At 57.1% G+C, this 12638-nt stretch carries 10 protein-coding genes; 9 read left to right on the top strand and 1 reads right to left on the bottom strand.

Annotation, left to right across the window (positions count from 1 at the left end; all coding sequences use genetic code 11):
- Positions 1–68 precede the first annotated feature (68 nt).
- The 4 genes from ABD890_RS06770 (at position 69) to ABD890_RS06755 (ending at position 4945) form a co-directional block, all read left to right on the top strand.
- On the top strand, positions 69–1712 hold the full coding sequence (locus tag ABD890_RS06770; protein WP_345087166.1) for an efflux transporter outer membrane subunit: 1644 nt from the start codon (positions 69–71) through the stop codon (positions 1710–1712).
- Positions 1713–1920: 208 nt separating this feature from the next.
- Positions 1921–2883: an aspartate carbamoyltransferase catalytic subunit gene (locus ABD890_RS06765; RefSeq protein WP_345087164.1), complete on the top strand. Its 963-nt coding sequence runs from the start codon at positions 1921–1923 to the stop codon at positions 2881–2883.
- A 16-nt stretch (positions 2884–2899) separates the two neighbouring features.
- A complete protein-coding gene (locus ABD890_RS06760) occupies positions 2900–4183 on the top strand; it encodes a dihydroorotase (RefSeq protein WP_345087162.1) in 1284 nt (427 codons plus the stop codon).
- A 57-nt stretch (positions 4184–4240) separates the two neighbouring features.
- Positions 4241–4945 (top strand): NYN domain-containing protein, encoded by a 705-nt coding sequence (locus ABD890_RS06755; RefSeq protein WP_345087160.1) that lies wholly within the window; start codon positions 4241–4243, stop codon positions 4943–4945.
- Between the two features lie 93 nt (positions 4946–5038).
- On the opposite strand, the gene purD is transcribed toward ABD890_RS06755, so the two are convergent.
- On the bottom strand, positions 5039–6334 hold the full coding sequence (gene purD / locus ABD890_RS06750; RefSeq protein WP_345087158.1) for a phosphoribosylamine--glycine ligase: 1296 nt from the start codon (positions 6332–6334) through the stop codon (positions 5039–5041).
- A gap of 543 nt (positions 6335–6877) precedes the next feature.
- Here purD and ABD890_RS06745 point away from each other — a divergent pair.
- The 5 genes from ABD890_RS06745 (at position 6878) to ABD890_RS06725 (ending at position 12638) form a co-directional block, all read left to right on the top strand.
- A complete protein-coding gene (locus ABD890_RS06745; RefSeq protein WP_345087156.1) occupies positions 6878–7657 on the top strand; it encodes a hypothetical protein in 780 nt (259 codons plus the stop codon).
- Between the two features lie 28 nt (positions 7658–7685).
- Complete coding sequence (locus tag ABD890_RS06740; protein ID WP_345087154.1) at positions 7686–8474, top strand: cupredoxin domain-containing protein; 789 nt, start codon at positions 7686–7688, stop codon at positions 8472–8474.
- Positions 8475–8648: 174 nt separating this feature from the next.
- Positions 8649–9947: a c-type cytochrome gene (locus ABD890_RS06735; protein ID WP_345087152.1), complete on the top strand. Its 1299-nt coding sequence runs from the start codon at positions 8649–8651 to the stop codon at positions 9945–9947.
- Between the two features lie 129 nt (positions 9948–10076).
- Positions 10077–10829, top strand: a complete 753-nt coding sequence (coxB, locus tag ABD890_RS06730; RefSeq protein WP_345087150.1) for a cytochrome c oxidase subunit II — start codon at positions 10077–10079, stop codon at positions 10827–10829.
- 6 nt (positions 10830–10835) lie between these two features.
- Entirely contained in the window at positions 10836–12638 is a 1803-nt protein-coding gene (locus tag ABD890_RS06725; protein ID WP_345087148.1) for a cytochrome c oxidase subunit I, read from the top strand.

Raw genomic sequence — 12638 nt, 5'->3', positions numbered from 1 at the left:
CGTTTGTGGCGGTCATCTCCTTGGGAGGTGGACTATCAAGAAATTAAAAGGTTAGCTTGCGAACGGTTATGCGAAAATCAAGATCTAAGAGCAAAGCTCCCGTTATTATTGGCAAGCTGGTGCTTGGTGCTGTCACCTCGGCGGCATTGGGACTCAGTGGCTGTTTGGTTGGCCCGGACAATATCGATCCCGGGGCGCCTTTCCGTTGCGAGTGGATTCAGCCGCTCCCACCGGGGGTAAGCCAGTCGCCGAATGACTCAGTCGCGTGGTGGACCAAGTTCGACGACCCGGTGCTGACCAGCTTGATTGTCCGGACCGCTCAACAGAACCTCGAGTTGGGGCAAGCGGCCGAGCGTATTGCTGAGGCCCGTGCTATTCGCGGTGTGGTTCGTGGCGGACTCTTCCCCGACATTGACGGCACCTCCAGCTACTCGCGACGCAAAACATCTGGAAGTGGTAATAGCTTCGGTCTGGCAAACTTCAGCCCGCCTCCATTCAATTACTGGTCGGCTGGTTTCGATGCTTCGTGGGAAATCGATATCTTCGGTTCCGTGCGTCGCAGTATTCAGGCCGCTGATGCCGATATTGACGTCGCCATCGAAGACCACAACAACCTGCTGGTTTCGCTCCAGGGCGAAGTTGGTGCGAACTACATCCAGGTTCGTACCCTGCAGCGTCGTATCCAGTTCGTCGAACGCAATATCGAACTGCAACGTCAATCGTTGAAGATCACCGAAGATCGTCTGGCCGCTGGTACGATCAGCCAGCTCGACGTGGAACAGGCCAAATACAACTTGTACAGCACCGAAGCTGGTCTTCCGCTGCTGCGTCAAGAAATGGAACTGGCCTATCACCGACTGTCGGTGCTGATGGGCGAACCACCAACGGACCTGTCGACCGAGATCACGCCACAGCAGCGATTCCCTTCGATTCCAGCCGATATCGACGTCGGTCTGCCAATCGAACTGATTCGTCAGCGTCCCGATATTCGCTCGGCAGAACGCCAATTGGCTGCCCAAGCGGCTCGTATCGGTGTGGCGGTTGCCGAACTGTATCCGCGCTTTACGATCACCGGAACGTTCACCGTCGACTCGACCAAGTTCAATCGTTGGTTCACCAGCGACAGTATTGCGTATGCTTCGGGCCCTGCGATGCGATGGCGATTGCTCGACTTCGGTCGTGTTCGTAGCGATATCGAAGCCAACCGCGCTCGCTGGCGAGGTCTGGTCTTCGCTTATCAGAACTCGGTGGTTACCGCCGCGGCTGAAGTCGAAGATGCTTTGTCGCAGTACCGTTACACGGTGCGTCGTGCCGCCAGCTTACGTCAGGCTGCCTTGGCTGCCCGCTCGGCTGCGGTGATCTCGGAAGAGCAATACAAGGGTGGTATCATCCCGTTCCAGACCTTGCTGGACGCCCAACGGCAACAAGCCGAACTGGACGACCAGACGGCCAATGCGGAAGGGGATATCTACCTCTCGGTGGTCTCGCTCTACAAGGCTCTCGGTGGTGGTTGGATCGATCCATTCGCGGTCGCTCCTGATCCAACCGCCGTTCCGCCTGGCGAGCCAATCGAACCGACTCCGGCGAACCTGAACCCAGCGGAACCAGATCCGGCCGATCCGACCGATCCAATTCAGAACCCACGGGCTCCACTGGATAACGATCTGATCCCGGCCGAAGCTCTGCCGCTGCCCAAGCCAGGCGAAGAGTAAGCCGAGAGCGACCAATTCCCTAGGCAACGTCACGGAGAGCTCGGTGATCATCACCGAGCTCTCCTTTTTTTATGTCTTGGCGTGGGCCAGCTTGGTTGGGGGGATTACCCCCGAATTCGGCTTCCCCAGGTTGTGACTGAGGTCCATAGTCCGTAGAATTTGGCCCAATGTGAAACCGGCCCGATTCGCTTACTTTTTCTGGGATTCCATGGAGACGCCTGGTTTTCTCGAGCCCTTCAAGGGCCGCTGGACAAAGCGGCATCTGCTCGATTTGGAAAGTTTATCGTCGGACGAAATCACCCTTCTTCTCGACGTTGCTCAAGCGTTCAAAGAATCCACCAACAATTGCCGCACCAAGTTGTCGGTCCTGACGGGACGGACGAGCGTCAATTTGTTCTTTGAAGACTCGACCCGGACTCGAACCAGTTTCTCGCTGGCTTCCCGTCGTCTGGGTGCCGATGTGATCGAGTTCTCGGCTTCCAGCAGCAGTCTCTCCAAAGGGGAAACGCTGCTCGATACGGCCAAGACCATCCAGTCGATGTGCATCGATACGCTTGTCTGTCGCCACAAGGCCCCGGGCACGCCGCAGATGCTGGCCGAGAACCTCGACTGCGGTGTGATCAACGCCGGCGACGGCCCGCACGAGCATCCGACGCAAGGTCTGCTCGACATTCTGACCATCCGTCAACATCGAGGCGACCTCGCCGGCAAGACGGTGGCCTTGGTGGGTGACATCGCCCATAGCCGAACCGCTCGGTCGAATATCTGGGGCCTACAGAAACTTGGGGCTCATGTGATCGTCTGCGGTCCTTCGACGCTCGTATCGCGACGCTGGGAAGAGTTTGGCGTCGAGGTTTCGTACGATCTCGACTCGATCCTGGAACGCTGCGACGTGTTAAACCTGCTGCGAATCCAGTTCGAGCGGCAATACACGCGTCCGTTCCCCTCGGTTCGCGAATATGCCCTGCTGTACGCCATGGATCGCAAGCGTATGCAGCGGGCCAAGTCCGACATTTTGATCATGGCACCCGGGCCGATTAACCGTGGTGTCGAGATTACGCCTGAAGTGGCCGACGGCGAGCACTCGGTCATTCTGCACCAGGTGAATAATGGTTTGGCGGTCCGCATGGCGGCGATGTGGCTCCTCAACGAAGGCCGGGCAACCACTTAAGCGGATGTTGGAAAAGATGCTTCGAACGCTAATTCAAAATGGTCGGGTCATCGACCCAAGCCAAAACATCGATCGCGTCACGAACCTGCTGATCGAGGAGGGTCGCATTGCCGCGATTGACGCCCCGGCGGATAGCAGTGCCCATGTGATCGACGCGACGGGCAAGCTGGTCGTCCCGGGCCTGATCGATCTGCATGTCCAGATTCGCGAACCAGGTTTCGAGGAAGACGAAACGATCGAGTCCGCTGCCTATGCCGCGCTGGCAGGGGGCTTTACTTCGATCGCCGCGATCTCTGAAACGAACCCGCCGGTCGATAGTGCCGCCGCGGTGACGTACCTCGGCCGCCAGGCATCGGAAGCGGATCACTGCAATGTGTATCCGGTGGCCTGCGTCAGTAGCGGACGTCATGGCGAAGAGATGGCCGAAATCGGCATTCTGCATAATGCCGGGGCGATTGCTTTCAGTGATGGTCAACGCCCAGTCTCGAATCCCGAGCTTCTGCGTCGTGCGTTGGAATACACCTTGATGTTCGATCGCCCGGTCCTCAACCGGCCCGAGATGGTCGAGCTTTCGCGAGACGGTGTCATGCACGATGGTTCGATCAGCACGGTGCTGGGGCTCGCTCCGATGCCAGCTGAAGCGGAAGACGTGATGGCGGCGCGCGACATTCGCATCTGTGAGGCGACTGGCGGCAAGCTCCATCTGCTGGCGATTTCGTGCAGCGGTACGGTCGAGATCTTGCGCCGGGCCAAAGATCGCGGCGTGAGCGTTTCGGCCAGTATCTGTGCCTATCAGTTCGCATTGACCGACGAAGCGATGCGAGGCTTCGACACCAGTTTGAAGCTGAATCCACCGCTTCGTTCGCAAGACCATATCGACGCCTGCATCGCCGGCTTGAACGATGGCACGATCGACGTAATCGCCAGTGGGCATGCTCCCCGCTCTTCGGAAAAGAAGATGTGTGCGATCACCGAAGCACCTTTCGGGATGGTTGGTCTCGAGACCGCGCTGGGTCTGGTTGGGACGCACCTGGTGAAGAGTGGCAAAGTCGATTGGCCGACCGTCGTGCGAGCCATGTCGACCAACGCCGCGAAGGTGCTGGGTATCGAAAAGGGAACGCTTCAGGTAGGTGCCGATGCGGACGTGACCATCATCGACCCTGACCTGGCGTGGAAGGTCGATACGTCGGCTTATCGCTCGAAGAGCTTCAATTGCCCGTTCCAAGGCGTCATGCTGACAGGACGCGCGGTCGAAACGATCGTAGGCGGAATCACCAAGTTCCGATACGATGGAACGTAGTGCACTTCGCGGTGCTTTCCAGGGCCATTCCTTTGCAGCCGAGAAGCTTCCGCTGTCATGCCGCTCATTATCGACGGATACAATCTGCTTTTCGCCGCTGGGCTGGTAGGGTCTGTCGATGGAGAAGGTTCCTTTGAAGGGGAACGCAGGGCACTCCTCGACGCGCTATTGCGCGTGATCGATCCGAAAGAGCTGACCCAGACCGTGGTCGTCTTCGACTCGGCGAAAGCTCCGCCCGGCCTACCGCGAGTCTATAACCATCAGCAGATCACCGTGCGGTTTGCCAGTGGCTATACCGATGCGGACGAAATGATCGAAGAGCTGATTCGCGATCATCATGCTCCCAAGCGGCTAACGGTTGTTTCCAGTGATCATCGCGTGCAACGGGCAGCTCGCAGACGCCGAGCCACAGCGATCGATAGCGATAGCTGGTATCGCTTGATGCGGCAGACGCGGCAGCGGATTCGTCAGCAGGAAGCCCTCAAGCCGCCACCTCCCAAGCAGCCGACCGCACCAGCCATTCCAGATTCGGAAGTGAATGAATGGCTGGAGTTCTTTGGCGATATTGATGTCGACGAATTGGCACCGAAGGAATCGCCCACCAAGCGGAGTACTCCTTCGCCGGTCGAAGATGTTCCTACGAAGTCTGCCAAGCCAGGACGCAAGAAGCAGCAGCCAGGAGAATCGAAGGAGGGGGCCTTGGGCGTGTTCGACGACGCCTATCTCAAGAAGATCGCTCAGGAATTTTTTGGCGATACCTGACGCTCTGTTTGGTCGCGACGAACGCCTGCAAAAAAAGGCAACGCGACGAATCACGTTGCCTTGGTTATTTGGCAGCGAGCTATCTGCGCTCGATTACGAGTGACGCAGCGCCTTGTCCGAGATGTCTTTGCGGCACCAGGCACCATCCCAGCGGATGCACTTCACGGCGGTGTAGGCCTTCAGCTTGGCGGCCGAGATGGTATCGCCGATCGCCGTTACGCCGAGGACGCGGCCACCATTGGTGACGATCTGTTCCCCCTCGAACTTGGTGCCGGCATGGAACACTTTGACGTCTTCCAGCTTGGCTGCTTCTTCGAGACCGCGGATTGGCTTCCCTTTTTCGTAGTTGCCTGGGTAGCCTTCCGAGGCCATCACCACGCAGACCGCCGGACGGGTATCCCATTCCGGAGGATCGATCGAATCGAGGCGACCTTCCGCACAGGCTTCCAGAATGTCGGCCAGGTCCGACTTTAGACGCATCAAGATCGGCTGGCATTCAGGATCGCCGAAACGAACGTTGTATTCCAGAACCTTCGGACCTTGGTTGGTCATCATCAGGCCGGCATATAGGACGCCTTGGAATGGGTTACGGGCCCGCTTCATCCCATGCACGGTCGGAACCAGAACCTTCTCTTCCAGCATCTGCATGACCTGCGGGGTCACCAGTGGTGTCGGTGAGTAGGCACCCATGCCACCGGTGTTCGGTCCCTGGTCGTCATCGTAGGCTGGCTTATGGTCCTGGGCTGGTGGCAGCGTCAGGATGGTCTTGCCGTCAGTGATCGCCAGCACGCTCGCTTCTTCGCCATCGAGACGTTCTTCGATAATGATCTGGGCACCGGCATCGCCGAAGACGCGTTGGCGGCCGATCTGATCGATCGCTTCGAGGGCTTCGTCCGCCGTATCGCAGACGGTCACGCCCTTGCCAGCGGCCAGGCCGTCTGCCTTGATCACCACATTGACATCCTCCCCTTCATGGGGGAAGCGGTCTTTGATGTAGCGGGCAGCCGCATCGGCTTCGCGGAAGACGCGATAGTCGGCGGTCGGGACGTCGGCACTGCGAAGGGTTTGCTTGCAGAACGCCTTGCTTCCTTCGAGCTGGGCGGCGGCTTTGTTAGGTCCGAAGATCTTCAGACCTTGTTCGCGGAAGTAATCGACCGCACCGGCAACCAGAGGAGCTTCCGGTCCGACAACCGTTAGCCCGACGTCGTTTCGCTTGGCAAACGCAACCAGGGCAGGGAAGTCGGTCTCAGGAATCGCAATGTTTTCGGCATCGATCTGGGTACCGGCGTTCCCTGGGGCAACGAAGACGTTGCGGACGCGCGAGCTTTGCGACAATTTCCAAGCCAGGGCGTGTTCGCGACCGCCAGAACCGAGGACCAATACGTTCATAGGACTGTTGCCACTTCTAGGGCGTTAAAACAATCGGAAGGAAGGATCACGCAGTGTACCAAAATTAAGAAACTCTGCTCACCACCTCGTCGATTTCGGACATCCTGGAAGAAATCCGACATCTTGATCGTTTTTCGGGGCAGGAATGACCAAAAAGTGACGGTATATGAAAGATCGTGATGCTTGTTTCCGCCGGATCGTCTGGTAAAACAGGCAAACTGCGAAGATATCCTGCCTAATCGCCGCTTCGCGGTTCCTGCCCCACGTTGAGGTCGCCTGCGGATCTATCAGCTTTTGAGAACTTTTACAGCCGTCTGAAACCATCACCAAGGGGGTGGAATTGGAACTGTAAGAGGCGTAAAGTAAACGGATTGCGCTCCCCTCATTCGGGTGCGACATAAATCGCGGGCACGATCAGTGCGGATGTTTATAATGTGATGTGACGTAAAGCGACTAAATTTCGCTCTATTTCCTTTGCTTTTCGCAGCCTGCCTTCACTTCCCCCCACCTACTAAGAAAATCAAAGCAACTAAAGGAGTTCACATGAAGTCGACGCAACTGGGATTGATGTTGTTGGCTGCCATCGGGTTGTCGGCCCAGACTGCCGCCGCCCAAGAATGGGGAACGGTCACCGGCCGTTTCATCGTTGATGGCAAAGTCGCTACACTCCCTGCTGACGAAGTCACCAAGGACGCTGGTTTCTGTGGCGCTAAACTTCCCAATCAAACGCTGACCGTCAGCGAAGATGGTGGCCTGAAGAACGTTGCCGTTTGGCTCTACCTTGATCGTGGTCAAGACGCTCCAGCCGTTCACCCATCGTACGCCGAAGCCACCAAGAAGCCTGTCGTGATCGACAACAAGGCTTGCTTGTACGAACCACACATCTCGGCCGTCGTGGTTGGTCAGCCAGTCGAGTTCAAGAACTCGGACCCAATTCCACATAACTTCAAGGTGGAAGGCTTCGCCAACGCTGGCATGAACAACCTGGTTCCTGTTGGTGGCGTTTTCGAACACAAGTTCGACAGCGAAGAACGTTACCCAATGAATGCCAGCTGCTCGATCCACCCTTGGATGACCGCCAAGATCGTCGTTCGCGAACTGCCTTACATGGCTGTCAGCGCGGAAGACGGTACGTTCACCATCGAAAACCTGCCCGTCGGTAAGCACAAACTGCAGGTCTGGCACGAGATTCCTGGCACCGTCAAGGAAATGCAGGTCGGTGGCAAGAAGGTCAAAGACCGTAAGGGTCTGTTGGAAATCGAAGTCAAGGCTGGCCAGAACGATCTGGGCAACCTGGTGATTGACGCTGGGGACCTGAAGTAACGCAGCCCTTTCGCGGGAGAGTTCCCCGATGAAGACAGCGAGATTCAGTCTATTGGTCATGTTGGTCCTGAGCGGATTCGCTCAGGGCCTGATGGCGGAAGAATGGGGAGACGTCCAAGGACGTTTCATCGTTCAAGGCAAGCCAGTCCCGGCACCTGGGCTGGCAATTCCAGCAGCACTCGCTGGTTTTTGCGGTGGGGCTGCCATTGCGAATCCGGCCTTACGGATTGGCAATAAAGGCGAACTGCAAGACGTCGCTTTGTGGCTGTACGTTGGCCGCAATGAAGAGGCTCCTAAGCCTCATCCAATGTACGAAAAGCTTCGGGCGAACAAAGTTGTGATCCGCAACGCCGGCTGTTTGTACGATCCGATCATGTCGCTGGTCCGTCCAGGTCAGAAGATCGAGTTCGTCAACGCCGACCCGATACCCCACAACTTTAAAGTCGAAGGATTCCAGAACGCCGGCATTAATTTTTTGCTGGCGGCAGGCAAGTCACAGGTAGAGACGTTCGCCGATGAAGAACGCTACCCGATGAGTGCCGGATGCAATATTCATCCCTGGATGGATGCATTTATCGTGATCCGTGAATCGCCTTACATGGCGGTCAGCGGAGAAGACGGAAAATTTAAAATCGAGAAGCTGCCAGTCGGGAAGCACACCTTCCAGGTCTGGCACGGCAATCCCGGCAGCCTGAAGCAGATGAAAATCGGCGGCGAGGTTGTCAAAGATAAGAAGGGGCTGATCGAAATTGACGTCAAGCCAGGCCTGAATGACCTGGGGGATATTGAAGTCGATTTCGCGTTGCTCCAGAAGTAACTTGCCAGGCAAACCATGCGGAGCGCGGCCCTCGATTGGGACCGCGCTCGTTTATTTGAATTCCGCCTGACGGTTGACCTAATGAACTAGGTACAGCGGCGTCAGGCACCTTTCAACATTCCATTTTTGTCAGCGAGACCGCCTCGATTCCCTGGCGGTGAACTGGAACTCACAATGCACATCAGCCAGGCCCCTGAGTTTGGCGGACGACACTGGGCGGGAGGCCTGGTGCTTACCGCACTGATCGGGGTTATCGTCGGATGCTCTTCCGAGCCAGCCAAGTTCGAGCCGAACCGGATCGCCATGCACAAGGCAGAGATCACGCTCGGCATCACGCTGGACCCCAAGTACCAGGTCGAGCCGATCGCGAAGATTCTGTCCGATTCGTTTGGTACCCCGGACGAACCGATCGTGCCGGAAGTGGAAGACATCGATCAGGTTTTCGATCTCGAACATCTCAAGATGGCGGCTGGCCCTTACGGCAGTGAAGAAGATGGCACGCCGCGTGGTCTGTATCGACAGCATTGTGTGCATTGCCATGGCATCACCGGCAATGGTCGCGGCCCGACGGCTGCCTTTCTCAACCCTTACCCACGCGACTTCCGCATGGGCAAGTACAAGTGGAAGTCGACCAAGACCGGCACGCCACCGACCCACGACGATCTGAGACGAGTGATCTCGGACGGTGTTCCGGGTACCGCGATGCCTAGCTTCAAACTGCTACCGGCAGAAGAAATCGAAGCCCTCACGCAATACGTGAAATACCTGTCGCTGCGAGGTGAACTCGAACGCAATTTGCTGCTGGAGTTCTCGGACCTCGACTGCTCGGTCGTGAAGCCAGCCGACCAGCGAACCAAAGAAGAACAAGAATACGTCGCCAGCTTGTCGCCGGAAGAAATCCAAGAGGAAACCGACGATCTCAATTCGGCGGTCGAAGAATTGACCGATCCGGAAGTGGTTAACGAAGACTTCCTCGCTCCCTTGGTCGAAGGCTGGGCCTACGCCTTTGAAGACGTCACCGAAGTCCCCGAGAAACCGGAATCAGAATTGAAGGAGTCGTTGGCTGTTGGTCGCGATCTGTTCTTCAACAAAGGTGGCTGTGCCACGTGCCACGGTCAGTCGGCACTGGGGGATGGGCAGACCGCCGAGAACTTCTACGACGACTGGACCGAAGAGTATTACGACCCGAAAGACCCCTCCCAGCTAGAAGGTTTTCTGGCTTTGGGAGCATTGCCGCCACGCAAGCTGGACCCACGTAACTTGCGTCTGGGCAACTTCCGCGGTGGGCGTCGGCCGGTCGATGTTTACTGGCGAATTCGTAACGGGATCGAAGGTGCCAAGATGCCTGCCGCTCAGCAGTTGAGCGAAGAAGAAATCTGGCACGTTGTCGATTACGTTCGCAGAGGCTTGCCTTACGATAGCCTGAGCCAACCGCCGGAGCACGAGCAGGAAAACGTCCGGGTCCGAAACTAGTACCGCATACCCGATTGGCATGGGGTGGCCTGGTCCGCCCGACATACGCGTCAGCCACGGCTGAAAGTAGGAGAGTCCCTGGTGGGAAGATTCTGGAGTCTTGTTTTTCTCAGCATCCCGATCCTGGGGGTGGCCATTTTTATATGGTCCGCCATGGGTTGGTATCCGCTGGAAGGTCATTGGTTTCCTGAACGCGTCGTCGCCAATTCGAGCATCGACCACCTGTTCTATGTCATCCTGGCATTGACGGGCATCGTGTTCATTGGGACCGGTCTTTTGATGTTCTGGTTCCTGTGGAAGTACGACGGCAAGCATCACGAAGGCCCGGTCTTCTACTCGCACGGTAGCCACTACTTGGAAGTGCTGTGGTCGGTGATTCCGGCGATCCTGCTGCTGTTCCTGGCGATCTATCAGATGGATGCCTGGGCGGGGGCTCGTATGCGTCGACCAATGCTCGAGAATGGGCAGCCGAAGCCGCCGATCGCCCGCGTGACGGGGCGTCAGTTTGAATGGAAGATCCAATACCCAGGTGCGGATCAGAAGCTCGATACGGCAGACGATATCTACCTGGTGAATGAATTGCACGTGCCTCGTGACGAAGAGATCGTCCTCGAGATCACCGCCGAAGACGTGCTGCACAGCTTCTTTCTTCCGAACTTCCGCGAAAAGCAGGACGTGGTCCCTGGCATGAAGCAGTACGTCTGGTTCAAGCCGGTGAAGGATGGCAAGTTCGACATCGTGTGTGCCGAGCTTTGCGGCTGGGGGCACTACAAGATGAAGGGGCAAATCACCGTCGAGTCGCGCAGTGATTACGATGCCTGGCTGAAGAAGGCCTACGACGATCAAGAGTTGTCCGAGTTTACGCTGGCGGAGGCGGAGTAACACAACATGAGCAGCATCACCGCAGATGGACAAGCAACTCATTCGCACTCGTCGCACGAATTCGGCCTGGGCGAATTCATTTCGACCTACGTGTTCTCGCGCGACCACAAGGTGATCGGGATTCAGTTCCTGTTTTCCACCTTGCTTTGGTTCCTGATCGGCGGCCTTTTGGCGCTCGGCATTCGCTGGCAATTGGCGTGGCCTTGGAGCGACATGCCGGTGATCGGGCCGATGTTGTTTTCGGCCGAAGGTGGCCAGATCTCGCCAGAGTTCTACACGATGCTCTTCACCATGCATGCCACGGTGATGACCTTCCTCGTGATCATTCCGATCCTGGCCGGGGCGTTCGGCAATTACCTGATCCCGCTGATGATCGGTGCCGACGACATGGCATTCCCAACGCTGAACATGCTCAGCTATTGGGTCATGTGGCCCGCCTTTTTCTTCTTCGGAGCAAGCTTCTTCGTTGCCGGGAACGGGGCCTCGAGTGGATGGACCAGTTATCCGCCGTTATCGACGATGACCGAGTCCGCACCCGGTAGTGGACCTGCGCAGACGATGTGGCTGCTAGGGCTTACCTGCGTCGGGATCAGCTCGATGATGGGCTCGGTCAACTACATGACCACCATCATTCAGATGCGTGCCCCAGGTATGACGATGATGCGTCTGCCGATGACGATCTGGGGAATGTTCATCACCGCCTTGCTGCAAGCGTTCGCCCTGCCAGTGCTGACCGCGGCTGGGTTCATGCAGTTGATGGATCGAACGGTCGGAACCGGCTTCTTCGCTCCTGAAGGTTTGGTTGTGAATAACTCGGCGATGGCTGCCGGTGGTGGCCAGCCGCTGTTGTGGCAGCACTTGTTCTGGTTCTATTCGCACCCGGCGGTGTACATCATGATTCTGCCGGCGATGGGTATGGTCTCGGAGATTCTGTGCTGCTTCGCTCGTAAGCCATTGTTCGGTTACAAGCCGATGATCTATGCCATCTGCGGTATCGCCGGTCTTGGCTTTATCGTGTGGGGGCACCATATGTTCGTCTCGGGCATGAATCCAGGTCTCGGTATGACGTTCATGGTCGCCACGATGATGATTGCCTTGCCAAGTGCCGTGAAGACATTCAACTGGCTCGGTACGATCTACGGCGGCAAGATTCAGTTCACCACGCCGATGCTGTTCGCTTTGGCGTTCGTGTCGATGTTTGTGCTGGGCGGTCTGTCGGGCATCTTCATGGCGGCCACGCCGGTCGACGTGTTTATTCACGACACCTACTTCATCGTGGCTCACTTCCACTATGTGCTGTTTGGCGGCACGGCGATGGCAGTGTTCGGGGCAATCTATTTCTGGTTCCCCAAGATGTTCGGCCGCATGATGAACGAACCGCTGGGCAAGTTGCACTTCCTGCTCACGTTCATCTTCCTCAACGGCACGTTCTTTACGATGCATATCCTCGGGGCGGCGGGCTTCCCACGTCGTCTGGCCGATCCGTATCACTACGAAACGTTCCGTCCGCTGCTGCCGATGAACCAGTTCATGACGATCTGTGCGATCTTGATGGTCGCCTCGCAGATCTTCTTCATCCTGAACTTCTTCTACAGCATTTTCTTCGGACCGAAGGCTGGTCGTAATCCTTGGCGAGCCAATGGTCTCGAATGGCAGGCACCAAGCCCTCCCGGACATGGTAACTTCGACTTCCAGCCGATCGTTTACCGTGGTCCTTACGAGTACGGAACCCCGGGTGCCTCGGATGACTTCTGTCCACAAACGCAGCCTCCCCAAGAAGGCGACGCGGGAACGGCGGGGGCACATTAA

This window comes from Bremerella cremea (genome assembly GCF_039541315.1).
GTDB lineage: Bacteria > Planctomycetota > Planctomycetia > Pirellulales > Pirellulaceae > Bremerella > Bremerella cremea.
This window is presented reverse-complemented; position numbering and strand designations above follow the sequence as displayed.